Annotated in this window: 23 protein-coding genes; 17 read left to right on the top strand and 6 right to left on the bottom strand. The window is 65.2% G+C overall.

Annotated elements, in window-relative coordinates:
• The first annotated feature begins 35 nt into the window (after nucleotides 1–35).
• The 9 genes from Q7C30_RS16540 (at nucleotide 36) to Q7C30_RS16500 (ending at nucleotide 8,938) form a co-directional block, all read left to right on the top strand.
• Nucleotides 36–1,526 (top strand): aldehyde dehydrogenase family protein, encoded by a 1,491-nt coding sequence (locus Q7C30_RS16540; protein WP_116889824.1) that lies wholly within the window; start codon nucleotides 36–38, stop codon nucleotides 1,524–1,526.
• A gap of 78 nt (nucleotides 1,527–1,604) precedes the next feature.
• The gene (locus tag Q7C30_RS16535; RefSeq protein WP_317872151.1) at nucleotides 1,605–2,891 is read left to right on the top strand and encodes an FAD-binding oxidoreductase; all 1,287 of its coding nucleotides are present in this window, start codon (nucleotides 1,605–1,607) and stop codon (nucleotides 2,889–2,891) included.
• 108 nt (nucleotides 2,892–2,999) lie between these two features.
• The gene (locus tag Q7C30_RS16530; protein WP_039581886.1) at nucleotides 3,000–3,581 is read left to right on the top strand and encodes an alpha/beta hydrolase; all 582 of its coding nucleotides are present in this window, start codon (nucleotides 3,000–3,002) and stop codon (nucleotides 3,579–3,581) included.
• 47 nt (nucleotides 3,582–3,628) lie between these two features.
• A complete protein-coding gene (locus Q7C30_RS16525; protein WP_039581885.1) occupies nucleotides 3,629–4,576 on the top strand; it encodes a sigma 54-interacting transcriptional regulator in 948 nt (315 codons plus the stop codon).
• A gap of 184 nt (nucleotides 4,577–4,760) precedes the next feature.
• Nucleotides 4,761–5,546: a MetQ/NlpA family ABC transporter substrate-binding protein gene (locus tag Q7C30_RS16520; RefSeq protein ID WP_029614738.1), complete on the top strand. Its 786-nt coding sequence runs from the start codon at nucleotides 4,761–4,763 to the stop codon at nucleotides 5,544–5,546.
• Nucleotides 5,547–5,993: 447 nt separating this feature from the next.
• Nucleotides 5,994–6,659, top strand: a complete 666-nt coding sequence (locus Q7C30_RS16515) for an amino acid ABC transporter permease (protein WP_039581882.1) — start codon at nucleotides 5,994–5,996, stop codon at nucleotides 6,657–6,659.
• The gene (locus Q7C30_RS16510; protein WP_317872150.1) at nucleotides 6,640–7,299 is read left to right on the top strand and encodes an amino acid ABC transporter permease; all 660 of its coding nucleotides are present in this window, start codon (nucleotides 6,640–6,642) and stop codon (nucleotides 7,297–7,299) included. Before Q7C30_RS16515 ends, Q7C30_RS16510 begins: the two co-directional genes overlap by 20 nt.
• A complete protein-coding gene (locus Q7C30_RS16505) occupies nucleotides 7,296–8,069 on the top strand; it encodes an amino acid ABC transporter ATP-binding protein (RefSeq protein WP_317872149.1) in 774 nt (257 codons plus the stop codon). Before Q7C30_RS16510 ends, Q7C30_RS16505 begins: the two co-directional genes overlap by 4 nt.
• Entirely contained in the window at nucleotides 8,066–8,938 is an 873-nt protein-coding gene (locus tag Q7C30_RS16500; RefSeq protein WP_295484035.1) for a transporter substrate-binding domain-containing protein, read from the top strand. The genes Q7C30_RS16505 and Q7C30_RS16500 overlap by 4 nt, the downstream gene beginning before the upstream one ends.
• Nucleotides 8,939–8,954: 16 nt before the next feature.
• On the opposite strand, the gene Q7C30_RS16495 is transcribed toward Q7C30_RS16500, so the two are convergent.
• Entirely contained in the window at nucleotides 8,955–11,318 is a 2,364-nt protein-coding gene (locus Q7C30_RS16495) for a penicillin acylase family protein (protein ID WP_317872148.1), read from the bottom strand.
• Between the two features lie 86 nt (nucleotides 11,319–11,404).
• Between Q7C30_RS16495 and Q7C30_RS16490 the strand changes: the two genes are divergently transcribed.
• A complete protein-coding gene (locus Q7C30_RS16490; protein ID WP_029614743.1) occupies nucleotides 11,405–11,956 on the top strand; it encodes a sugar O-acetyltransferase in 552 nt (183 codons plus the stop codon).
• Here Q7C30_RS16490 and Q7C30_RS16485 read toward each other — a convergent pair whose 3' ends face one another.
• Nucleotides 11,957–12,511, bottom strand: coding sequence for a DUF6436 domain-containing protein (locus Q7C30_RS16485; protein ID WP_317872147.1), 555 nt, complete (start codon nucleotides 12,509–12,511; stop codon nucleotides 11,957–11,959).
• Nucleotides 12,512–12,633: 122 nt separating this feature from the next.
• Here Q7C30_RS16485 and Q7C30_RS16480 point away from each other — a divergent pair, with 122 nt between their 5' ends.
• Nucleotides 12,634–13,563 (top strand): alpha/beta hydrolase, encoded by a 930-nt coding sequence (locus tag Q7C30_RS16480; RefSeq protein ID WP_317872146.1) that lies wholly within the window; start codon nucleotides 12,634–12,636, stop codon nucleotides 13,561–13,563.
• On the opposite strand, the gene Q7C30_RS16475 is transcribed toward Q7C30_RS16480, so the two are convergent.
• A complete protein-coding gene (locus Q7C30_RS16475) occupies nucleotides 13,556–14,308 on the bottom strand; it encodes a DUF2059 domain-containing protein (protein ID WP_116889814.1) in 753 nt (250 codons plus the stop codon). The genes Q7C30_RS16480 and Q7C30_RS16475 overlap by 8 nt on opposite strands.
• A 112-nt stretch (nucleotides 14,309–14,420) precedes the next feature.
• Between Q7C30_RS16475 and Q7C30_RS16470 the strand changes: the two genes are divergently transcribed.
• Both Q7C30_RS16470 and Q7C30_RS16465 read left to right on the top strand, forming a co-directional pair.
• Entirely contained in the window at nucleotides 14,421–15,053 is a 633-nt protein-coding gene (locus tag Q7C30_RS16470; RefSeq protein WP_029614746.1) for a 2OG-Fe(II) oxygenase, read from the top strand.
• Complete coding sequence (locus Q7C30_RS16465; protein ID WP_317872145.1) at nucleotides 15,040–15,531, top strand: DUF523 domain-containing protein; 492 nt, start codon at nucleotides 15,040–15,042, stop codon at nucleotides 15,529–15,531. Before Q7C30_RS16470 ends, Q7C30_RS16465 begins: the two co-directional genes overlap by 14 nt.
• Here the strand turns inward: Q7C30_RS16465 and Q7C30_RS16460 are convergent.
• Both Q7C30_RS16460 and serA read right to left on the bottom strand, forming a co-directional pair.
• Complete coding sequence (locus Q7C30_RS16460; RefSeq protein ID WP_317872144.1) at nucleotides 15,488–16,021, bottom strand: transporter substrate-binding domain-containing protein; 534 nt, start codon at nucleotides 16,019–16,021, stop codon at nucleotides 15,488–15,490. The genes Q7C30_RS16465 and Q7C30_RS16460 overlap by 44 nt on opposite strands.
• A 205-nt stretch (nucleotides 16,022–16,226) precedes the next feature.
• Nucleotides 16,227–17,456, bottom strand: a complete 1,230-nt coding sequence (gene serA / locus Q7C30_RS16455; RefSeq protein WP_039581865.1) for a phosphoglycerate dehydrogenase — start codon at nucleotides 17,454–17,456, stop codon at nucleotides 16,227–16,229.
• Nucleotides 17,457–17,640: 184 nt separating this feature from the next.
• On the opposite strand from serA, the gene Q7C30_RS16450 reads away from it, so the two are divergent.
• The 4 genes from Q7C30_RS16450 (at nucleotide 17,641) to Q7C30_RS16435 (ending at nucleotide 21,755) form a co-directional block, all read left to right on the top strand.
• Nucleotides 17,641–19,038 carry an FAD-binding oxidoreductase gene (locus Q7C30_RS16450; protein WP_317872229.1) on the top strand — a complete coding sequence of 466 codons (1,398 nt, stop codon included), beginning with the start codon at nucleotides 17,641–17,643 and terminating at the stop codon, nucleotides 19,036–19,038.
• Between the two features lie 23 nt (nucleotides 19,039–19,061).
• Entirely contained in the window at nucleotides 19,062–19,727 is a 666-nt protein-coding gene (locus tag Q7C30_RS16445; RefSeq protein ID WP_029614749.1) for a fumarylacetoacetate hydrolase family protein, read from the top strand.
• Between the two features lie 120 nt (nucleotides 19,728–19,847).
• Nucleotides 19,848–20,768 carry an SdiA-regulated domain-containing protein gene (locus Q7C30_RS16440; protein WP_317872143.1) on the top strand — a complete coding sequence of 307 codons (921 nt, stop codon included), beginning with the start codon at nucleotides 19,848–19,850 and terminating at the stop codon, nucleotides 20,766–20,768.
• Nucleotides 20,769–20,849: 81 nt separating this feature from the next.
• Complete coding sequence (locus Q7C30_RS16435) at nucleotides 20,850–21,755, top strand: SdiA-regulated domain-containing protein (protein ID WP_317872142.1); 906 nt, start codon at nucleotides 20,850–20,852, stop codon at nucleotides 21,753–21,755.
• A gap of 11 nt (nucleotides 21,756–21,766) precedes the next feature.
• Here Q7C30_RS16435 and rpiA read toward each other — a convergent pair whose 3' ends face one another.
• Nucleotides 21,767–22,441: a ribose-5-phosphate isomerase RpiA gene (gene rpiA, locus Q7C30_RS16430; protein ID WP_039581854.1), complete on the bottom strand. Its 675-nt coding sequence runs from the start codon at nucleotides 22,439–22,441 to the stop codon at nucleotides 21,767–21,769.
• Nucleotides 22,442–22,474: the final 33 nt, after the last annotated feature.

Genomic DNA, 22,474 nt, shown 5'->3' with positions numbered 1-22,474 from the left:
TTTTCAACTGTCCAAACGATTCCAGGAGAAGCACCATGGTTGCTGGATTGCTCGAGCGTCTCGGCGTTGCCGCTGCGGATTACACCCAGGGCGAACACCCTGTCCACACGCCGATCGACGGCAGCCGCATCGCTTCGGTGACACTGCTGGGCAAGGACCAGACCGTGGCCTGCATCGACCGTGCGCAGCAAGCCTTCGAGCGCTGGCGCGATGTGCCGGCCCCGCGCCGTGGCGAGTTGGTGCGCCTGTTCGGCGAGGTGCTGCGGGCGCACAAGGCCGAATTGGGCGAACTGGTGAGTATCGAGGCGGGCAAGATCACCCAGGAAGGCTTGGGCGAAGTGCAGGAGATGATCGACATCTGCGATTTCGCCGTCGGCTTGTCGCGTCAACTGTACGGCCTGACCATCGCCTCGGAGCGTCCCGGCCACCACATGCGTGAATCCTGGCACCCGTTGGGTGTGGTGGGCGTGATCAGCGCGTTCAACTTCCCGGTGGCGGTGTGGGCGTGGAACACCACGCTGGCGCTGGTGGCGGGCAACGCCGTGGTATGGAAGCCTTCGGAGAAGACCCCGCTGACTGCCTTGGCCTGCCAGGCGCTGCTGGGCCAGGCGCTGGACGCCTTCGCCGATGCGCCCCAGGGACTGAGCCAACTGGTGATCGGCGCCCGTGAAGCCGGCGAGGCCCTGGTCGACGACCCGCGTGTCGCGTTGATCAGCGCCACGGGCAGCACCCGCATGGGCCGCGAAGTGGCGCCACGGGTGGCCGCGCGCTTCGGCCGCTGCATCCTGGAACTCGGTGGCAACAATGCCATGATTCTCGCCCCCAGCGCCGACCTGGACTTGGCGGTGCGCGGCATCCTGTTCTCTGCCGTGGGCACCGCAGGTCAACGCTGCACCACCCTGCGCCGGCTGATCGTCCACCGTTCGATCAAGGACGAAGTGCTCACTCGCCTCAAGGCTGCTTACGCCAAGGTGCGTATCGGTGATCCCCGCCAGGACAATCTGGTCGGTCCGCTGATCGACCAACAGTCGTTCGACGCCATGCAGGGCGCGTTGGCCCAGGCCCGTGACGAGGGGGGGGCCGTGTTCGGCGGCGAGCGGCAACTGGCCGAGCGCTATCCGAATGCCTACTACGTGGCGCCGGCCATCGTCGAGATGCCGACCCAGAGCGCGGTGGTGCGTCACGAAACCTTCGCGCCGATTCTCTACGTGCTGGCCTACGACGATTTCGACCAGGCCTTGCACCTGAACAACGCCGTGCCGCAGGGCCTGTCGTCGTGCATCTTCACCACCGACGTGCGCGAGGCCGAGCGCTTCCAGAGCGCCTCCGGCAGCGATTGCGGCATCGCCAACGTCAACATCGGCACCAGCGGCGCCGAGATTGGCGGCGCCTTCGGCGGTGAGAAGGAAACCGGTGGTGGACGCGAGTCCGGCTCGGATGCCTGGAAAGGCTACATGCGCCGGCAGACCAACACCGTGAACTACTCCCGCGAGTTGCCGCTGGCGCAGGGCATCGTCTTCGACTGAGCGATCTGAATACGGGGCCCGGCGTCGGTCCGCGCCCCTGCAAGGCTACGACAAGAACAACATTGCAGGAGCCGGGCCATGTCCGATCTGCGTCAAGCCTGTCTGTGGGAAACGATCACCCGGCCAAGCGTCGCCGTCCAGCCTCTGGCCGGCGAGCGGCGGGCCGATGTCTGCGTGATCGGCGCTGGCATCACCGGGTTGTCAGCGGCGTTGCACGTGCTCGAGCAAGGCCGTTCGGTGGTGGTGCTGGAAGCGCACGAAGTCGGGCGTGGCGGCTCCGGGCGCAATGTCGGCCTGGTCAACGCGGGCACGTGGATTCGTCCCGACGATGTCGAGGCGACCCTGGGGGCCGAACGTGGCGGGCGGCTGAACCATTTGCTCGGCCAGGCGCCGGCCGAGGTCTTCGCCCTGATCCAGCGCCTGGGCATCGAGTGCCAGGCCAGGCACCAGGGCACCCTGCACATGGCGCACAACGCGGCCGGCATTGCCGATCTGCAGGCGCGCCAGGCGCAATGGCAGCGACGCGGCGCCGATGTGCAACTGCTGACCGGCGCCGCCTGCCGCGAATACTGCGGCACCGAGCAGATTGCCGCCGCGCTGCTCGACCGCCGCGCCGGCACGCTCAATCCCATGGCCTACACCCAAGGGCTGGCCGACGCCGTGCAGCGGCTGGGTGGCGTGCTGTTGCAGCAGTCGCCGGTGCAGGCGCTGGTGCGTGACGGCGACGGCTGGCAGGTGACGACTGCCGGCGGTAGCGTGCGGGCGCAGCAGGTGGTGATCTCGACCGGCGCCTACACCGAAGGCGACTGGAACGTGCTGCGCAAGCAGTTCTTTCGCGGCTACTACTACCAGATCGCCTCGAAACCGCTGCAGGGGGCGGCGGCGGACCAGATCCTGCCCCACGGTCAGGGTTCGTGGGACACCCGCACCGTGCTCAGCAGCCTCCGTCGCGACGACCAGGGCCGCCTGCTGCTCGGCAGCCTCGGGCGGGTCGACAACAAGCCGGCCTGGTTCGTGCGCCGCTGGGCCGACCGCATCCAGCGTCACTACTTCCCGGAACTGGGCCAGGTGCCGTGGGAGATGCACTGGACCGGCTGCATCGACTTCACTCCCGATCACCTGATGCGCCTATTCGAGCCGGCGCCGGGGGTGGTGGCGGTGACCGGCTACAACGGCCGGGGCAACACCACGGGCACGGTGATCGGGCGCGCCTTCGCCGAGTTTCTGCTCAAGGGCGACCACCAACACCTGCCCATTCCCTTCTCGCCGATGAAGCCGGTCAGCGTGCCGTCGTTGCGTACGCTGTTCTACGAATCAGGCTTCTCGCTGTATCACGCGGGGCAGTGTCTGCGGGTCGTGCTGTAGGTGAATAATGATTTTGGTTATTAATAAATAGCTTCTTATTCCTTTGAGAATATAACCGTCTCCTTATACTGGTGCCCCAAGACACCCCAGTTCCAAGGAGGCGACCCCATGCGCAGTGCATCCATTCGTTACCTGATTGTGCCGGGCTGGCAAGGATCGCCAGACAATCACTGGCAGAGCCATTGGCAGCGCAGCCTGCCCAACAGCGTCAGGGTCGAGCAACTGGATTGGCTGACGCCGCAGCGCGGCGATTGGGTGGCGGCGCTCGACCAGGCCATCGTCGCCGAGCGCTCGCCGGTGATCCTGATCGCCCACAGCCTGGGTTGCATCACCGTGGCCCATTGGGCGGCGCAGGCCAGCCCGAGCGCGCTACGTCAGGTCCACGGCGCCCTGCTGGTCGCACCGGCGGATGTGGAGCGGCCGACCTGCGCGGCGGCGTTGCGCAATTTCGCACCCATTTCCACGCAGCCGTTGCCGTTCCCCAGCCAGGTGGTCAGCTCGGACAACGACCCGGCCGTGAGTGTGCCGCGCGCACTCGCCTTGGCCAGCGCCTGGGGCGCGGAGGTCGGGCTGCTGAGCAATGCCGGGCACATCAACGTCAAGTCCGGCCACGAACGCTGGGAGCAGGGCTTCGCCTATCTTTTCCGGCTGCAAGGGCGTATCGACCAGCAGGCCCTGCGTCGCGCCTGAACACGCTTTTCACCGTTGCACCGCGCGCTGCGGGGCGGGAGTCTGCCATGAGTTTCAATCACCCTTTTGGCCAGCCGTTGCTGACCTTTCCCGAGCTGGACAAGAGCCCACTGAGCATCCGCGCCAAGGCGCTGGTGTTCGTCGATCCGCGCTCGCAGCAACTGCGCGAGGCGCTGGAGCGCCTGGCGCCACAGCCGCTGCCGGTGTTGATCCGCGGTGAGACCGGCACCGGCAAGGAGTTGTTGGCGCGGCAGATTCACCGCGCCAGCGACCGTGCCGGGCTGTTCGTTTCGGTCAACTGCGCAGGCATCAGCCACACCTACGCCGACGCCGAGCTGTTCGGCTACAGCGCCGGCATTCATGGCGGCAGCGCCAGCAGCCGTGCCGGCTGGTTCGGCTCGGCCAACGGCGGCACCTTGTACCTGGACGAGATCGGCGATTTGCCACTGACGATCCAGGGCAAGCTGCTGGCCGCCTTGGAGAATCGCGAGGTGACGCGGGTCGGCGCGCAGCAGCCGCAGGCGGTGGACGTGCGCCTGGTCGCCGCCTCCAGCATCGACCTGGCCCAAGCGGTACGCGCCGGGCGCTTCAATGAACGGCTGTACCTCTACCTGCACGAAGGTGAGCTCGAGCTGCCGCCGCTGCGCGATCGGGTCGGTGACATCCTGCCGTTGGCCGAGTATTTCGTCGGTATCTACAGCGCCCGACTGGAGCGGGGCGTGGCGCTGATCAGCGAGGCCGCGCAGCAGGCGCTGGAAGCGCACAGTTGGCCGGGCAATACCCGCGAGCTGGAGAACGTCATTCACTTCGCCTTGCTGCAGGCCGAGGGTGAGGAAATCCTGCCGCAGCACCTGGACCTGCCGGACCGTTCGCCTCTGGCCAGCCTGGAGACGCGGCTGTCCCAGTTGGGCCGCAGCCGCGAGCCGCAGACGCTCGCCGCATTGCGTGCACTGCTGCAGAAATATCTGACCGAGCTCAAGCCTGGCGCGGGCTAGAGGGCATTCGGAGTGCTCAGAAGCGAAAGCCATGATGGCTTTTTGTTTTTGGAATAAGCATTGAATTAAAAGATATTGTTAGGGCATAAAAATTACCGGTATTGTCCGCTCCACGCCCGCCGCTTGCGGTGCGGCACCTGAATTCGCCATCGTCGATGGCCTAGGCTCAAGAACAAGGATCACCATGAAGAAGACCCTGCTGACCACGGCGTTCGCCGCTGCGCTGTCCCTGTCCGGCCTGTCCCAGGCGGCCGAGAAACTGGTGGTGGCGGCCACGCCCGTGCCCCACGCCGAAATCCTCGAGCTGATCAAGCCGACCCTGGCCAAGGAAGGGGTGGATCTGGAGATCAAGGTCTTCACCGACTATGTGCAGCCGAACGTACAGGTGGACCAGAAGCGCCTGGATGCCAACTACTTCCAGACCCTGCCGTACCTGAAGAACTTCAACGAAGGCAAAGGCACCCATCTGGAAACCGTGGTCGGTGTGCACGTCGAGCCCTTCGGCGGTTACTCGAAAAAGGTCAAGAGCCTCTCCGAGCTGAAAGACGGCGCCACCGTCGCCATCCCCAACGAGGGCAGCAACAGTGGCCGCGCTTTGCTGCTGCTGCAGAAGGCCGGGCTGATCACCCTGAAAGACCCGAGCAACGCCCTGGCCACACCGAAGGACATTGCCCAGAACCCGAAGAAGCTCAAGTTCCGCGAGCTCGAGTCGGCCATGCTGCCGCGTGTGCTGGATCAGGTCGACCTGGACATGATCAACACCAACTATGCGTTGGAAGCGGGCTTGAATCCGGCCAAGGACGCCCTGGTGATCGAGGGCAGCGACTCGCCTTACGTCAACTTCCTGGTCGCCCGTCCTGACAACAAGGACAGCGATGCCATGCAGAAGCTGGCCAAGGCCCTGACCAGCCCGGAAGTGAAAGCCTTCATCGAGAAGAAGTACCAAGGCGCAGTGCTGCCAGCGTTCTGATTCGCCGCTTCAGCGCTCCACCGGAAAACGCCGACGCTTTTGCGTCGGCGTTTTCGTTTGTGGAAAGACAGGGCGGGTGATACTCAGCGCGCGCCGTTCAGCGCCTTGTACAGGGCCAGCAGCCATTGCAGTTGTTCAGGAGTGGCAGGGGGAGTGGTGTGGGGCATGGGATCATCGCTCAAGGCCGAGGTGCCTGTCGTCCGGGAGCTGTTTGAGGGCTTGGGACGAGGAAAGATCCGGAGAGGGCAGATGAAATTTCCAAGCCGGCAAGTGGGTGATATCAATATGCAATAAAGGTATTTAGAGAAAATTTCTTATGCCTTTAGAGTCTACCCATGGTGCCCACCGGCGCCCTCCACGATGACCCGCGCCGCTGAGCGAACCTCGCGCCGCACAGGGAATGTTCGCCATGTCGTACCCCGTAGAACCTGCACCGAGACGTCGTCCATGACGTTCGATACCGCCTTCTTGCTCAGCACCTTGCCCGCTTTCGTCAGCGCCGTCGGCGTGACCCTTCAGGTCGGGTTGATCGCCATCGCCACGTCGCTGCTGGTGGCGCTGTTCAACGCCGCACTTCTGGTGCTGCGCACGCCCTACCTGTGGCGCATGGTCAAGGGCTACGTGGAGTTGGCTCGCAACACGCCGTTGCTCATCCAACTGTTCTTCGTCTACTTCGCACTGCCGAGCCTGGGCCTGAAGGTTTCCGGCTTCGCGGCGGCGATCATCACCCTGACCTTCATGGGCGGCGCTTACCTCACCGAGGTGCTGCGTGCCGGCGTCGAAGCGGTGCCGCGTGCGCAACTGGAATCCGGGCGCGCCATCGGCCTGTCCGAGGGCCAGTTGCTGCGCCATGTGATCCTGCCCCAGGCCAGCATTCTCAGCCTGCCGGCACTGTTCGCCAACTTCATCTTCCTGCTCAAGGAGACCACCGTGGTGTCGGCGGTGGCGGTGCCGGAAATTCTCTACACCACCAAGAACTACATCGCTTTGTACTACAAGACCTACGAGATGCTCACGGTGCTGACGCTGCTGTGCGTGCTGCTGTTCCTGCCCCTGTCGCTGCTGCTACGGGCACTGGAAAGGAGGCTGCAACATGGCCAGTTCGGCAATTGAGCTGTTGCTGGTATCCCTGCCGCAACTGACCAGGGGCGCGGCGCAGACCTTGGCCATCTCGGGGCTGGGCATCGTTTTCGCGACCGTGGGCGGGGTGTTGTATGGCGTGCTGGCCACGCTCGGTAGACGTACGCTGAACATCGCCCTGCAGGTCTACCTGGAGCTGTTTCGCGCCATTCCGGTACTGGTCTGGCTGTACCTGGTGTTCTTCGGTCTGCCGATCGTCTTTTCCGTAAGCATTCCCAGCTTCTGGTGCGCCGTGCTGGTGCTGGGACTGTGGGGCGCCAGCGAGATCGGCGAGGTGGTGCGCGGTGCGCTTACCTCGCTGCCGCGCGGACAGCGTGAGGCAGGGCTGTCGATCGGCCTGTCCGGGCTGCAGCTGTATGGCTACGTGTTGCTGCCCCAGGCGCTCAAGCGCATGACGCCGCCGACCATCAACCTCTACACCCGCCTCGTCAAGACCAGTTCGCTGGCCGTGCTGATCGGCGTGGTCGAGGTGATCAAGGCCGGCCAGCAGATCATCGAGCGCACCTACGAATCGGTATTGATCTACGGCGCTCTGTTCCTGTTCTTCTTCTTCGTCTGCTATCCGCTTTCGGCCGCCTCGCGCGCGCTGGAGCGCCGCTGGGCACATTCATGAATGCATTGATCGAATTCCAGGGTTTCAACAAGTTTTTCGGCGAGCACCAGGTGCTCAAGGACATCGACTTGCAGGTTCAGGCCGGCGAAGTGGTGGTGATTCTCGGCCCCAGCGGCTGCGGCAAAAGCACGCTGCTGCGTTGCCTGAATGGTCTTGAAGCTGCGCACAGTGGCAGTTTGCGCCTGGACGGGAAGGAGTTGTTGCAGCCCGGCACCGACTGGCGCCAAGTGCGTCAGCGGGTCGGCATGGTGTTTCAGAGTTACCACCTGTTCGGTCACATGAGCGTGATCGACAACCTGTTGCTCGGCCCGCTCAAGGTGCAGAAACGTCCGCGTGCCGAAGCCCAGGCCCAGGCCGAGGCGCTGCTGGCGCGGGTCGGCTTGCTGGACAAGCGCGATGCCTTCGCGCGCCAGCTCTCCGGCGGCCAGCAGCAGCGTATCGCCATCGTTCGCGCGCTGTGCATGAATCCCCAGGTGATGCTGTTCGACGAGGTCACCGCTGCCCTCGACCCGGAAATGGTCAAGGAAGTGCTGCAAGTGATCCAGGGCCTGGCCCGCGACGGCATGACCCTGCTCATCGTCACCCACGAAATGGCCTTCGCCCGCGCGGTGGCCGATCGCATCCTGTTCATGGAGGCCGGCAGGATCCTTGAACAGAACGACCCCGAGAGTTTTTTCAGTCGACCGCAAACCGCACGCGCGCAGCAGTTCCTGGACAAGTTCTCCTTCGTCGAAAGCCTGCCGAAGACAACGCACAAGGAGCTGTCATGAAAACTGCCCACCTCACCAAGCTGCTGGCACCGCTGTTCGGCCTGGCGCTGCTGGCCGGCTGCGACAAGCCGGCCGATTCCTCGGCGGCAGCCAAACCCGCTGCCTCGGCCAGCTACCTGGACACCATCAAGGCCCGCGACAAACTGATCGTCGGGGTCTTCACCGACAAGCCGCCGTTCGGCTTCGTCGATGAAAAAGGCCGCTATGTGGGCTTCGATACCGACATCGGCCGCCGCTTCGCCAAGGACCTGCTCGGTGACGAGAACAAGGTCGAGTTCGTGGCCGTGGAGCCAGCCAGCCGCATTCCATTTCTGCAGAGCGATAAAGTCGACCTGATCCTGGCCAACATGACCGTTACCCCGGAGCGCAAGGAAGCGGTGGATTTCACCAACCCCAACCTGCGGGTGGCGGTGCAGGCTATCGTCGCCGACGGTAGTCCGGTAAAGGCCCTCGACGACCTGGCGGACAAGACCATCATCGTCACCACTGGGACCACCGCTGATATCTGGCTGAGCAAAAACCACCCCGACTGGAAGCTGCTCAAGTTCGAGAAAAACAGCGAATCGCTGCAGGCCTTGGCCAATGGGCGCGGCGATGCCTATGCCCAGGACAACCTGATCCTGTTCAGCTGGGCCAAGCAGAACCCCGGCTATCGCGTGTTGCCGCAATTGCTGGGCGAGGAAGCGCCCATCGCGCCGGCGGTGAAGAAGGGCAACACCGAGCTGCGCGACTGGGTCAATGCCGAGCTGGCCAGGCTCGGCGAGGAGAAATTCCTGCTCAAGCTCTATGACCAGTACGTGCGCAAGGAGCTGAGCGACGATACCCCACCTGAAAGCGTGATCGTCGAAGGCGGCAAGTGGCAGGGCTGATCGCCCATTCAAGCCCCTAGCGCGCCGGCACCAGGCGCAAGGTGCTCTGCGCCGGGATCACGCCCATCTGTACCTTGCGGTAGCGCCCTTGCACGTAATCCTCGGCCTGGTCGGCGTAGTGCCGGTCGAACGGCACGCCGCTCTGGCCCACGGGGTTGATGGTCAGGGCCTGGGCCGGGTCGGTGAAGTCGATCAGGCGCCGGGTCGAAGGCCCGTAGTTCACTGGCCAGGGCGCCGGGCCGATCTTCGCCGAGAGGTTGTTCGGCACTTCATGGCTGCCGGGCGCGGCGAAGGGGCCGACGTTGAACAGCAGGTTCAACGGCTTCTGCTGCCCCAGCGGGTGATTGTGGCTGAGGGTGTGGGCCTTGCCCCATTGCCAGAGGCCCGGATCGTCGCCGTACAGCTCGCGCAGATGCGCCAGGCTGCGCTGCCAGGCCAGGCGTACGATGGCAGTGCGGTCGGTGGGTTGCGGGCTACCGCGCAGTGTCCACCAGGGCGAGTCCACCTCGGCGGCCAGGCGCGGCAGCGCGGCATCGATGGCGCGGGTGTTGATCAGCGCCTGGAACCAGGTATCGCCCAGTTCGTCGTGCAGCGCAGCGTAGGCCAGCTCGTAGAGGAACTGGTTGAACAGCGTGGCGCTGGTGGACTCCAGCGGATAGTCTCCACCCCAGGCGGCCAGTTGCTCGACCAACTCCTGCTGCTCGACGCCTTCGGCCACCTGCCGCAGGGTATTCAGCAGCGGCGCAAGGGTGCGTGGGCCGTAGTCGGTACGCGTATCGAGCTGCAGGGCCTGGCTGTTGTCCAGGTCCCATTTGACGTGCGCAGCGGACAGTTGGCGCTCCAGTTGTCGACCACGGTCGGGCAGGTTGTAGTAGCCGGGAATGGGCATCGCCGCCGGGGGTTGATAGTTGGCCGAGACGATGTAGCCGCTGGCCGGATTCTCTTGCTGGGGGTTGGCGCTGAAGGGATAGAAGCCAAGCTTGTCGGCCTGGGCGCTGCTGCCGTCGAGGATGAACGTGGGGTTGACGCCCTGTGGACGGATCGGCAATTGCGCGGCCGCCCACCAGCCGATGTCGCCCGCGGCGTTGGCCCACACCAGGTTCAAGCCCGGTGCGTGGATCTGCGCGGCGGCGGCGCGCATCTTGTCCAGGCTGTCGGCGCGATTGATCTGGTAGAAGGCCTCCAGAATCGGATTATCGGTCTCCAGGAAGGCCCACCACAGGGCGACCGGCGTAGCGCCAGCGGTGTCGCCGAGCACGTCGTTGACGATCGGGCCGTGGGGCGAGCGGCGCAGGATGATGCTCACCGGCGCCTCGCCCTTGACCGCGATCTGCTGCTCCGTGCGTTCGAGTCTGTGCCACTGGCCGTCGACCAGCACCTGATTGGCGTCGTCCGGATGGGTCTTTTCGGCGATCAGGTCGACGTCGTCGTTCTGGAACATGGTCAGGCTCCAGCCGAAGTCGCGGTTGTGCCCCAGCAGGGCGAACGGGTTCAGCGCCTGGAAGTGACCGTACAGGTTGAAGCCGGGGGCTGACAGTTCGGCCTCGTACCACACCGCCGGCACCGCGAAGCCGATGTGCGGATCGCCGGCCAACAGCGCTCGGCCGCTGCGCGTGCGGCTGCCGGCCACGGCCCAGGCGTTGCTACCTTCGAACTGGGCCATACCCGCATCGCCCAATGCTTCGTGGCTCAGGCGCGCCAGGTTTTCCAGGCTGCGCCAGTCGCTGTCGGCCAGGGCCGGGCGCAGTGCGCCGTCCGGATGCCAGTCGAGGTCGAACATTTTCAGGTAGTCGGGGCCGAGTTGGTCGCGGATGTAGGTCAATGCCGGTTCGGTGCGGAATGCGGCGGCGAAGCTGTAGGCCAGGTAGCCGGCGACGCTCAGGGTGTCTTCGGCGGTGAAGGGACGTTCGGCGATGCCTAGCAGGTCGAACTCCACTGGCCGCGGATGGCTGCTTTGCCAGCTGTTCACACCGTCGAGGTAAGCCTGCAACGCCTGCCAGGACCGCGATTGAGGGTCTGCGCGTGCGGCCATGCGGGCCGCCTGCTCGCGAATGCGCAGACTGCGAAACAGTGTGTCGGTGGGCACCAGCTTGCTGCCCAGCACCTCGGCCAGCTCGCCACGGGCCAGGCGCCGTATCAGTTCCATCTGGAACAGTCGGTCCTGGGCGTGTACGTAGCCCAGGGCGCGATACAGGTCGGTTTCGTTGGCGGCCTGCAGGTGCGGCACGCCGCGTCCGTCGTAGCGCACGGCCACCGGTGCGCTCAGGCCGGGCACGGTCGCTTCGCCGGCACGTTGTGGCAGTTTGGCGTGTACGTACCAGTAGCCGGCGCCCGCGGCGCTGGCCACGACCACCGTCAGCAGCATCAGACGACGTTTCATGGGACTCCCTGTGATTTTGCGCGGTGCGCGAGGTCAGATGATCAGCGCAAAAGCGTCTCGAAGAACAGACCCCCGCAGGAGTTTCCATGTCCCTGAGCGAAAAACAGAAAATGCTGGCCGGGCAGCTCTATCACGCTGGCTGCCCCGAGCTTCAGGCCGAGCAGATGGCCAACAAGCGCTGGATGCAGCGCTACAGCGAAAGCGCCTTGCTGTCCAAGGAAGCGCGCCATGCCTTGCTGCAAGCGCATTTCGCCGAGGTCGGCGAGGGCGTGGTGATCCGCCCGCCGTTCTATTGCGACTACGGCTACAACATCAGCGTGGGCAGCAACACGTTCATCAACTTCAGCGTGGTGATCCTCGACGTGCTGCCGGTGCGCATCGGCGACGACTGCCAGATCGCGCCCTCGGTGCAGATCTATACCGCTGACCATCCGCTGGATCCGGCCATGCGCCGCACGGGCCTGGAAAGCGGCCGGCCGGTGACGATCGGCAACAACGTGTGGATCGGCGGTGGGGCGATCATCCTGCCGGGCGTCACCATTGGCGACGACGCCGTGGTCGGCGCCGGTAGCGTGGTCACCCGCGATGTGCCGGCCGGTGCGGTGGTGGTGGGCAATCCGGCGCGGGTGCGCGATTGATCAGGACCGCCAGGGGCAGTAGCAGCCGCTGGCCAGGGCGTTGGAGGCATCGACGTGGCGACCTTGCAGCAGCGCGCGCAGTACCGGTTCGATGAAACTGTTGCTCGAATTGCACACCGCCCCTGCACTGTAGGGGCCGAAGTAGGCGAGCCGGCCTTCGCGGTCCCAGATGGCCACGGCGGGCGAGGCGGGAAGCTGTTCGCTGCCGGGCAGCTCGGCCAGGGGTTGCAGGGCGTCGAGGTCGGCCGGAAGCTGGCCATGGCTGCCGGGCTTGCGCAGCACATGGAAGGTCACGCCCTGGGGCGCGAAGTGCTCGACCAGCTCGGCCAGGTGCTGCTGGTTGCCGACGTTGCACGGGCAGGCCGGGTCCCAGAAGTGCACCACCCGGATCGCTCCCGGCCCGGCGAGCCCGCCCGGCAGGCGCAGTGTGCCGCCCTCGAACAGCGTGGTGGAATCGTCGAAGGTGCGCAGGTAGCGAGACTGGAAGCTGTCGTAGGCCCACCACAGGGCGGCGGCGCAGAGCAGGGCGGCAAGCAGGGTACTGAGGGTCTTCATGGGGTGTCCGCGATGGGGCGGCGGCACTCTGGATCGAGCGCCGGGCGAAGTCGTCAGCTTGCCATGGCCGGGCGCAGAGCTGAATATCGCAGATCAATACTTGCGCGACTGCGGACTTTTCGATGCTGCCGACCTTTCATTCCGACCTGCTGCGCGCCAGCTTCGCCCCCTTGGCCACTCGCCCGCCGCTGTCGCCGCAGGCCCAGGACTACCAGCGCTTCTACGGGCTCGACCTGCCGGTGACGTCATGGCTGGGCGGCTTCAGCGTGGCGGGCTTCGACCTGGCAGGGCAAGTGTGGCTGCCGCAGGCACCGGTGGCGACGCTGTTCCTGCTGCATGGCTACTACGACCACATGGGCCTGTACCGCCACGTGATCGACTGGGCGCTGGGCCAAGGCTTCGCAGTGATCGCCTGCGACCTGCCCGGGCACGGCCTGTCCAGCGGCGCACGTGCCAGCATCGCCGACTTCGCCGTGTATCAGCAGGTGCTCCACGCGCTGTTCGAGCAAGCGCATCTGCTCGACCTGCCGCGGCCCTGGCATCTCTGTGGACAGAGCACTGGCGGCGCCATCGTGATCGATCACCTGCTGCATTGCGCCGAGCAGAGCCCGGCCGACGGCCAGGTGATCCTGCTGGCACCCTTGGTGCGGCCACGGGCCTGGGGCTGGTCGAAGTTGAGCTACCGGGTGCTGCGCCATTTCGTCGATGGCATCGAGCGGCGCTTCACCGCCAACACCAACGATCCGGCGTTTCTCGCCTTCCTGCAGGACGACCCGCTACAGCCCCGGCGTTTGCCCACGGCGTGGGTCGGCGCCTTGATGGCCTGGGTCCGGCGCATCGAGGCGGCGCCGCACAGTGGGCGTCGGCTGCTGGTCGTGCAGGGCGAGGCCGACGGCACGGTGGACTGGCCGTACAACCTCAAGGTGCTCAAGGACAAGTTCGACGAACCGGACATCCTGCTGCTGCCCCAGGCTCGGCATCACCTGGCCAATGAGCTGCCGGACATCCGCCAGTGCTACTTCGCCTTCCTCGACCAGCGCCTGCTCAGTTGAGCTCGGCGCTGCTCTGCCCCACGGCCAGGCCCGCGCGCACGGCGGCCAGGGCGGCTTGATAGTAGGCCTTGCCTGGCGCCGACTCGGCGAATTCGACGAAGCGCTCCAGCTCGTCGTCGCTCAGGTCGCGGTAGACGTACAGCAGCGTGTTGTTGAGGTCTTCGCCGATTTCGTTCATCAGGCGCTGGCGCTGGCCGTCGAGCAAGCCTTGGGCCTGACCGTTGCCGAGCAGGCCGGGAATCATCGAACTGAGGCTGTCGGCGGCGACCCCAGCGATGGCCAGGCTCACTTCCGCGCCGGCTTCGCGGGCCGGAAGCGCCTGGGCCAGGTGACCGATGGCCAGCAGGCGGTTGTCGCTGGCTTCGATCCTGGGCAGGCCCTTGGCGTTCTTGGCCAACTGGTCCTTGCGGGTGGCCAGCAACTCGGCGGCGACCACCTTGCGCCCGACCGAGGACTGGAAGAACGCCAGCGCGGGCGCCGGGTTCTTCAGCTTGGCGCGCAGTTGGGCCTGGGCGCGGGTGTCCATGGCCTGGGCCTGGAAGCGCTGATTGCTGTTGTTGACCAGGGCCTGGAACAGCGCTGGAGGCAGGCTGTTGCGGTAGCGCAACTGGGCGGCGCCGAGGGCGTCGTTGAAGTGGGCGCGTTGCTCAGGCCAACCCGCAGCCTTGTACAACTGGTCGAGGCTGTCTGCCCAGACAGGCATGGTGCAGATCATCAGCAGAAGCAGGGAAAACAGACGGCGCATTCAGGACTCCTGTCGGCAGGTCGCCATTGTCCGTGGGGCGGCAGGCCTTGTCGAGATATCCGCGCGCTTCTCGGCCAAGCGGCGCTGTGCGCGCTCGGGGCGAATGGATATGATGCGCGCCATGCCTAATCCCCTCGAACATCCCTTGCTGTCGGCCGTGGTCGACGACCTGGCCACCCGTGGCTGGTCGCAACAGCCGCTTTTCCTGCCCGACGCGCTGGCCCGTGCGCTGGCGGCCGAATGCCGTCGCCGTCATGCCGAGGGCGAGCTCAATCCCGCCGGCGTCGGCAGGGGCGCGAGCCAGGAAGTGCGCGAAGCGATTCGCGGCGACCAGATCCAGTGGATCGATCCCGGCCAGGCCGAGCCGTGCGACCGCTACCTGGAACTGATGGACACCCTACGCCTGGCCATCAATCGCGGCCTGTTCCTCGGGCTCGAGGATTTCGAGTGCCACTTCGCTCTGTATCCGCCCGGGGCGTTCTACCTCAAGCACCTGGACCGCTTTCGCGACGACGATCGGCGCATGGTCTCGGCGGTGCTCTACCTCAACCACGACTGGCAACCGACCGAGGGCGGGCAGTTGCGCATGTTCCTCGCCGATGGCGTCGAGCGTGACGTGCAGCCGCAAGCGGGCAGCCTGGTGGTGTTCCTGTCCGGCGAGATACCCCACGAAGTGCTGCCAGCGACGCGCGAACGTCTGTCGCTGACCGGCTGGTTCAGGCGGCGCGGCAATGATCCGTTCTGATTTGCCGAAGGTTCTGGTCAGTGCCTGCCTGCTGGGCCAGCCGGTGCGCTACGACGGGCGCGCCAGTGGCCATCCGCAGGTGCTCAGGCGCTGGCAGGCCGAAGGCCGGGTGGTGCCGCTGTGTCCGGAAGTGGCTGGCGGGCTGCCCACGCCACGGCCGGCGGCGGAGATTCGCGGTGGGCAAGTTGGCCAGGTGCTCGACGGGCAGACCCAGGTGATCACGGTCAGCGGCGAGGATGTCAGCGCGGCGTTTCTCGGCGGCGCCCAACAGGCGCTGGCGCTGGTGCGACGGCATGCGATCAAGGTAGCGGTGCTCAAGTCCGGCAGCCCGTCCTGCGGCAACCAACTGACCTACGATGGCACCTTCAGCGGTGTGAAGGTGCCGGGCGAAGGGGTGGTGGCTGCGCTGTTGCGCCGTGAGGGCGTGCGGGTGTTCAGTGAGCTGGAGCTGGAGGAGGCTCGGCAGGCGTTGGAGTGACGGACGGCGCCGTCTCGGCCTTCGTCTCGGGGTCGAGCCACTTGTGTTCCAGCTCGGCGGTTCGTCCGCTGTCCTCGAGCCGCTGCAATGCATTGTTCAGCGCGCTCTCGAATGCAGGGTTGTCTTTCTGGAAGGGGATGACCAAGGTCTTTTCGGCGAACGGCTGACTCAGGTCGAGCGCGCCTTGGCTGGCGGGTTGACCTGCTACCGGTGTCAGGGCGATATCGTACATGCCGCTTTGCACGCCGGGCAGCACCTCGTTGGCCGGCGCTTCGACGAACTGCGCGCGCACGTCGAGTTCACGCGCCAGTTCCTGGCCGAACTCGATATCGAAGCCGGTCAACTGCTCGTCTTTCTTGAACGCGTAAGGGGCGTTGTCGGTCTGCACGGCGATGCGCAGCTCGCCCCGGTCGTAGATTTCGTCGATCAGCTCGGCCTGGGCCAGTGGGCTGATGAGGGCTGCCAGCAGCAGGCCAGTGGTCAAACGCATGGAATTCCCTTCTGATTCTCGGCAGATGAAGTCAGCTCGCCAAGGCTTTTGGGTCGGCCAGGGTCGAACGCTGCCTATGACCCCGATATCGGGCGTATGTTTGAGGCAGGCGGGGAATTTTTCAGTAGGGATATTTCTGAACAGGCGGTAGGCGAGTGCGCAGCCTGTTTGCGACCGGTCCGGTTTCCCGGACCGGTCTTATCGATCAGAACAGTACGCGCGAGCGGATGGTGCCTTTGACCTGTTGCAGCTTCTCTTGCGCCAGGTCCGAGTACTCGGCGTCGACGTCGATCACCACATAGCCGACTTTCTCGTCGGTCTGCAGGAACTGGCCGGAGATGTTGATACCGTTTTCGGCGAACACCTTGTTGATCTCGCTGAGCACGCCCGGAATGTTCTCGTGGATGTGCAGCAGACGGTGCTTGCCCGGGTGCGCCGGCAGGGCCACTTCAGGGAAGTTGACCGAGGACACCGAGGTGCCGTTGTCGCTGTACTTGACCAGCTTCTCGGCCACTTCCAGGCCGATGTTGGCCTGCGCCTCGGCGGTGGAGCCGCCGATGTGCGGGGTCAGGATCACGTTGTCCAGGCCACGCAGCGGGCTTTCGAACTCTTCGTCGTTGGAGCGCGGCTCCACCGGGAAGACGTCGATGGCGGCGCCGATCAGGTGCTTGTCCTTGATCGCGTTGGCCAGGTGGTCGAGCTCGACCACGGTGCCGCGCGCGGCGTTGATCAGGATCGAGCCCTTCTTCATCGCGCGGATTTCTTTCTCGCCGATCATCCACTGGGTGGAGGGCAGCTCAGGCACGTGCAGCGAGACGATGTCGGCCAGGCCGAGCAATTCGTTCAGGCTGGTGACCTGGGTGGCGTTGCCCAGCGGCAATTTGGTCAGCGGGTCGTAGAAGTACACCTGCATGCCCACGCTCTCGGCCAGGACCGACAACTGGGTGCCGATCGAGCCGTAGCCGACGATGCCCAGCTTCTTGCCACGGATCTCGAAGGAGTTGGCCGCGCTCTTGATCCAGCCGCCACGGTGGCAGGAGGCATTTTTCTCGGGGATGCCGCGCAGCAGCAGGATGGCTTCGGCCAGTACCAGCTCGGCCACCGAACGGGTGTTGGAGTACGGCGCGTTGAATACCGCGATGCCGCGCTCGCGCGCCGCGCCCAGGTCGACCTGGTTGGTGCCGATGCAGAAGCAACCGACCGCGACCAGTTTCTTCGCACAGTCGAAGACCTCTTCGGTCAGCTGGGTGCGCGAGCGGATGCCGATGAAGTGGGCATCGGCGATCTTTTCCTTCAGTTCGGCATCCGGCAGCGAGCCCGTGAGGTACTCGATGTTGGTGTAGCCAGCAGCTTTCAAGGTGTCCACGGCGTTCTGATGGACACCTTCGAGAAGAAGGAACCTGATCTTGCTCTTGTCGAGAGAAGTCTTGCTCATCTGCGTAAACCTGTATCCCGGAGAAAAAATGGCGAAGAGGGGCAAAGCGGCGCGGCGACGGGCTTTGGACGGGCCTTAGCACGATCGGCGGGGGCGCTATGCTAGCATACGCGACACCGTCTGAGCTTATCCCGACAGGTGAAGAGTGCTCAGGGTGACCATGAATCGTTCGAGAGTTCTGCCGATGACCGACCACGCGGTAATTGATGAGCTGAAGACCCTGGTAGACCCTGGCAAGGTCCTCACCGACCCCGCCTCGCTGGAGGCCTACGGCAAGGACTGGACCCAGCACTACCCGCCCGCGCCCACGGCCATCGTGCTGCCCAAGACCGTCGAGCAGGTCCAGGCCATCGTCCGTTGGGCCAATCGCCATCAGGTCGCGCTGGTGCCTTCGGGCGGCCGCACCGGGCTGTCCGGCGCGGCCGTGGCGGCCAATGGCGAGGTGGTGGTGGCGTTCGACGGCATGAACCGCATTCTCGACTTCAACCCCTTCGACCGCACCGTGCGGTGTGAGCCGGGCGTGATCACCCGCCAGCTCCAGCAGTTCGCCGAAGAGCAGGGTTTGTACTACCCCGTGGACTTCGCCTCGAGTGGGTCGAGTCAGATCGGCGGCAACATCGGCACCAACGCCGGCGGCATCAAAGTCATCCGCTATGGCATGACGCGCAACTGGGTGGCGGGACTGAAGGTGGTGACCGGCACCGGCGAGTTGCTGGAGCTCAACCGCGACCTGATCAAGAACGCCACCGGCTACGACCTGCGCCAACTGTTCATCGGCGCCGAGGGCACCCTGGGCTTCGTGGTCGAGGCCACCATGCGCCTGGACCGCGCCCCGCGCAACCTCACGGCGATGGTGCTGGGCACGCCGGATTTCGACTCGATCATGCCGGTGCTGCATGCCTTCCAGGGCAAGCTCGACCTCACAGCGTTCGAGTTCTTTTCCGACAAGGGCCTGGCCAGAATCCTCGAGCGCGGCGACGTGCCTGCACCGTTCGAGACGCCGTGCCCGTTCTACGCCCTGCTGGAATTCGAAGCCAGCACCGATGAGGTGGCCAACGAAGCACTGGCCACGTTCGAGCACTGCGTGGAACAGGGCTGGGTGCTCGACGGAGTGATGAGCCAGAGCGAGACGCAGTTGAAGAACTTGTGGAAGCTGCGCGAGTACCTGTCCGAGACCATCTCCCACTGGACCCCGTACAAGAACGACATTTCGGTGACCGTGTCCAAGGTGCCCGCGTTTCTGCGCGACATCGACGCGGTGGTGGCCGAGCACTATCCGCATTACGAAGTGGTCTGGTACGGCCATATCGGCGACGGCAACCTGCACCTGAACATCCTCAAGCCCGAACACATGAGCAAGGACGCGTTCTTCGCCTCCTGCGCCACGGTCAACAAGTGGGTATTCGAGATCGTCGAGCGTTACCATGGCTCGATCTCCGCCGAGCATGGTGTGGGTATGACCAAGCGCGATTACCTGGGCTACAGCCGCTCGGCGGCGGAAATCGCCTGCATGAAAGCGATAAAGGCGGTGTTCGATCCGAACGGCATCATGAATCCGGGTAAGATCTTCGCTCCCGAATAAAAGCAGTTCCAGAGGAGTCGGCCATGAGTTATCAGCACCAGTACGTAGACGGTACGCGTATTCATTTCCCGCTGGGCAAAGTGGTGTGCATCGGCCGCAACTACGCCGAGCACGCCAAGGAACTGGACAACCCCATCCCCAGCGAGCCGCTGCTGTTCATCAAGCCGGGCAGTTGCGTGGTGCCTCTGGAAGGCGGCTTCAAGATCCCCTCCGAGCGCGGTTCGGTGCACTACGAGGCCGAGATCGCGGTGCTGCTGGGCAAGCCGCTGTCCACCCAGCCCACCGTCGAGGAGGTGCTCGATGCCATTTCCGGCTATGCCCCGGCGCTGGACCTGACCCTGCGCGATCTGCAGGCCAAGCTCAAGGAAAAGGGTCTACCGTGGGAGTTGGCCAAGAGTTTCGATGGTGGCTGCGTGCTGGCGCCCTTCGTGGCGGCGTCGAGTTTCGCCGACGTGACCGATATCCCGGTGCGCCTGACCATCAACGGCGAGGTGCGCCAGGATGGCAGCAGCGCGATGATGCTCAACCCCATCGTGCCGATCATCCAGCACATCGCCGCGCATTTCTCGCTCCAGGCCGGCGACGTGATCCTCACCGGCACCCCGGCTGGGGTCGGGCCGCTGAACGTCGGTGACGAACTGGTGCTGGAACTGCCAGGCGCGAGCCGTTTCGAAAGCCGCGTGCTCTGAACGGACCCATCCAGGCGGGCTGCGCACGCGTTTGCGGCTGCAGCCAGCCTGGGCGATTGACCATTTTTTCACACCCCGTGCGGATAATGCGCGCGTCCTCGCCCGCATCAGGAACCGCGCATGCCCGCTGCCTCCCACGCTTCCGCCCGCCGCAAACGCCCGTTCTACCGACGCTGGTCGTTCGCCTTCGCCGCGATGGCGGTCATCGCCTATGGCGTGGCGATCGCCATGCACTGGGACGACCGCGCGGTGTTGTGGATCAAGGAGCGCTTCGAGAGCATGGCCGAACGCCAGCAGAGCGTGTGGCTGCCGGACTACCGGGTGGACATCGACGCCAAGCACCTGCCGGGCATGGCGGACGACGAGGCCTCGGACCTGTCCTTCAACCCGCAGACGCGCACGCTGTTCGCGGTCATGGGCAAGAACCCCTTCCTGGTCGAGCTCACCCTCGAGGGTGATGTGTTGCGCCAGATCCCGCTGCTGGGCTGGGCCAACCCTGAGGGCGTGGCTGTGCTCGATAACGGCCAGATCGCCATTGTCGATGAGCGCAACCATGACCTGACCGTGGTCAAGGTCGATCCGGGCACCACCTCGCTCACCCGCGCCGACTTCCCCAACTACGACCTGGGTGAATCAGATGAGCGCAACAAGGGCTTCGAGGCCATCGCTTGGGACCCGAAACGCCAGCGTCTGGTGATCGGCGAGGAGCGCCCGCCGCGTCTCTATACCTGGAACACCGATGGACGTGGCCCACTGGTGGGCAGCAAGCAGCCGTTGCCCAACGATCAACTGGACCTGCGCAACCTTTCGGCACTGGCGGTCGATCCGCGCACCGGGCATCTGCTGGTGCTCTCGGCGGACTCTCACCTGCTGCTGGAGCTGGACGAGAAGGGCCAGCAGGTCAGCTTCATCAGCCTGCTGGGGGCTTTCAACGGGCTGAAAAGTCGCATTCCACGCGCCGAAGGCGTGACCATGGACGACCAGGGGAACCTGTACATCATCAGTGAGCCGGCGCTGTTCTACCGCTTCAAGAAGTCTTGAGGGCGTACCTGGCGATGATGGCATTAAGCTTTGTTTCAGCGGGACGTGGTTAAATCCGCCACCTTTCGTCGAGTCCTGAGCATGCGCCGTCACCTGCGTCTTCCCTTGATTTTCGTGGCTTTCCTGTCCGTGGCCCTGCTGGCGGCGGCGGCCCATGAGTTTCGCCTGTTCGAGCGCGGCTGGTTCAACCTGCGCACCTGGTGGCAGCCCAGCGACCAGGGGATGGACCTGGATCGCTATCGCGCGGTGATTCAAGCCCAGCCTATCGATGGCCTGGACGACGACGTGTCCGCGCTGACCTTCGATCCCGAGCGCAAGACCCTGTTCACCGTCACCAACGCCCGCTCCGAGCTGATCGAGCTGTCGCTGGAGGGTCGCATCCTGCGGCGCGTGACGCTGGTCGGCTTCGGCGATCCGGAGGCGGTGGAGTACGTCGGCCCCAACAGCTACGTGATCACCGATGAGCGCCAGCAGCGCCTGATCCGGGTGCGCCTGGACGATGACACGCGCACGCTCGACGCCAGCCAGGCCGAGCAATTGACCCTGGGGATCGGCCTGAACGGCAACAAGGGCTTCGAGGGCCTGGCCTACGACTCGGCCGGCAAGCGGCTGTTCGTGGCCAAGGAGCGCGACCCGATGCTGATCTACGAAGTCCGCGGTTTTCCCCACGACCAGCCCGGCCAACCCTACGCCGTGCAGGTGGTGCAGGACCGTAAACGGGATCGGCGGCTGTTCGTGCGCGACCTGTCCAGCTTGCAGTTCGACGAGCGCAGCGGTCACCTGCTGGCGCTGTCAGACGAGTCGCGCCTGGTGCTGGAGCTGGACGTGGAGGGGCGGCCGCTGAGTACCTTGTCGTTGCGCAAGGGTTATCAAGGGCTTGAGCGCACGGTGCCGCAGGCCGAGGGCATCGCCATGGACGATGCCGGGACGCTGTACCTGGTCAGCGAGCCGAACCTGTTCTACGTGTTCAAGCCGGCCGCCGACTGAGCAGGGGCTGCTTACTCCGCCTTCAGGCTCTTGACGCCTTCAGGGGTGCCCAGCAGCAGCAGGTCGGCGGGCCGCGCCGCGAACAGGCCATTGGTGACCACGCCGACGATGGCGTTGATTTGCGCTTCGAGCTGCACCGGGTTGGTGATCTGCAAGTTGTGCACGTCGAGAATGACGTTGCCGTTGTCGGTCAGCACGCCCTCGCGGTAGACCGGGTCGCCGCCCAGCTTGACCAGTTGGCGCGCGACATGGCTGCGGGCCATGGGAATGACTTCCACCGGCAGCGGGAAGGCGCCGAGCACCGGCACCAGCTTGCTGGCGTCGGCGATGCAGATGAAGGTGCGGGCCACCGCCGCGACGATCTTCTCGCGGGTCAGCGCGGCACCGCCGCCCTTGATCAGGTTCAGGTGCGCATCGCTCTCGTCGGCGCCGTCGACGTAGAACTCCAGTTCGCCCACGCTGTTCAGCTCATAGACCGGGATGCCATGGCCCTTGAGGCGCTCGGCGGTGGCCTCGGAGCTGGCGACCGCACCGTCGAAGGCGCCTTTGTGCTGGGCCAGGGCGTCGATGAAGCAGTTGGCGGTCGAGCCGGTGCCGACGCCGACGATGCTCTTGTCATCCAGCCGCGGCAGAATGAAGTCGACGGCGGCCTGGGCGACGGCCTGTTTGAGTTGGTCCTGGGTCATGCGGGCTCCGGAGGGGCGGGAGGTTTTCTGAAG

The sequence above is a fragment of the Pseudomonas sp. RAC1 genome (assembly GCF_030658255.1).
In the GTDB taxonomy this organism is placed as follows: domain Bacteria; phylum Pseudomonadota; class Gammaproteobacteria; order Pseudomonadales; family Pseudomonadaceae; genus Aquipseudomonas; species Aquipseudomonas boreofloridensis.
This window is presented reverse-complemented; position numbering and strand designations above follow the sequence as displayed.

Bases quoted from the DNA above. Each gene is read 5' to 3' on its own strand.
- Q7C30_RS16510 (WP_317872150.1), top strand. From the start codon at position 6,640: ATGGCCAGTTCGGCAATTGAGCTGTTGCTGGTATCCCTGCCGCAACTG.
- Q7C30_RS16530 (WP_039581886.1), top strand. From the start codon at position 3,000: ATGCGCAGTGCATCCATTCGTTACCTGATTGTGCCGGGCTGGCAAGGA.
- Q7C30_RS16470 (WP_029614746.1), top strand. From the start codon at position 14,421: ATGCGCGCCATGCCTAATCCCCTCGAACATCCCTTGCTGTCGGCCGTG.
- Q7C30_RS16450 (WP_317872229.1), top strand. From the start codon at position 17,641: ATGACCGACCACGCGGTAATTGATGAGCTGAAGACCCTGGTAGACCCT.
- serA (WP_039581865.1), bottom strand. From the start codon at position 17,456: ATGAGCAAGACTTCTCTCGACAAGAGCAAGATCAGGTTCCTTCTTCTC.
- Q7C30_RS16480 (WP_317872146.1), top strand. From the start codon at position 12,634: ATGCTGCCGACCTTTCATTCCGACCTGCTGCGCGCCAGCTTCGCCCCC.
- Q7C30_RS16505 (WP_317872149.1), top strand. From the start codon at position 7,296: ATGAATGCATTGATCGAATTCCAGGGTTTCAACAAGTTTTTCGGCGAG.
- Q7C30_RS16500 (WP_295484035.1), top strand. From the start codon at position 8,066: ATGAAAACTGCCCACCTCACCAAGCTGCTGGCACCGCTGTTCGGCCTG.
- Q7C30_RS16465 (WP_317872145.1), top strand. From the start codon at position 15,040: ATGATCCGTTCTGATTTGCCGAAGGTTCTGGTCAGTGCCTGCCTGCTG.
- Q7C30_RS16475 (WP_116889814.1), bottom strand. From the start codon at position 14,308: ATGCGCCGTCTGTTTTCCCTGCTTCTGCTGATGATCTGCACCATGCCT.
- Q7C30_RS16445 (WP_029614749.1), top strand. From the start codon at position 19,062: ATGAGTTATCAGCACCAGTACGTAGACGGTACGCGTATTCATTTCCCG.
- Q7C30_RS16515 (WP_039581882.1), top strand. From the start codon at position 5,994: ATGACGTTCGATACCGCCTTCTTGCTCAGCACCTTGCCCGCTTTCGTC.
- Q7C30_RS16485 (WP_317872147.1), bottom strand. From the start codon at position 12,511: ATGAAGACCCTCAGTACCCTGCTTGCCGCCCTGCTCTGCGCCGCCGCC.
- Q7C30_RS16440 (WP_317872143.1), top strand. From the start codon at position 19,848: ATGCCCGCTGCCTCCCACGCTTCCGCCCGCCGCAAACGCCCGTTCTAC.
- Q7C30_RS16520 (WP_029614738.1), top strand. From the start codon at position 4,761: ATGAAGAAGACCCTGCTGACCACGGCGTTCGCCGCTGCGCTGTCCCTG.
- Q7C30_RS16525 (WP_039581885.1), top strand. From the start codon at position 3,629: ATGAGTTTCAATCACCCTTTTGGCCAGCCGTTGCTGACCTTTCCCGAG.
- Q7C30_RS16435 (WP_317872142.1), top strand. From the start codon at position 20,850: ATGCGCCGTCACCTGCGTCTTCCCTTGATTTTCGTGGCTTTCCTGTCC.
- Q7C30_RS16495 (WP_317872148.1), bottom strand. From the start codon at position 11,318: ATGAAACGTCGTCTGATGCTGCTGACGGTGGTCGTGGCCAGCGCCGCG.
- Q7C30_RS16460 (WP_317872144.1), bottom strand. From the start codon at position 16,021: ATGCGTTTGACCACTGGCCTGCTGCTGGCAGCCCTCATCAGCCCACTG.
- Q7C30_RS16540 (WP_116889824.1), top strand. From the start codon at position 36: ATGGTTGCTGGATTGCTCGAGCGTCTCGGCGTTGCCGCTGCGGATTAC.
- Q7C30_RS16490 (WP_029614743.1), top strand. From the start codon at position 11,405: ATGTCCCTGAGCGAAAAACAGAAAATGCTGGCCGGGCAGCTCTATCAC.
- rpiA (WP_039581854.1), bottom strand. From the start codon at position 22,441: ATGACCCAGGACCAACTCAAACAGGCCGTCGCCCAGGCCGCCGTCGAC.
- Q7C30_RS16535 (WP_317872151.1), top strand. From the start codon at position 1,605: ATGTCCGATCTGCGTCAAGCCTGTCTGTGGGAAACGATCACCCGGCCA.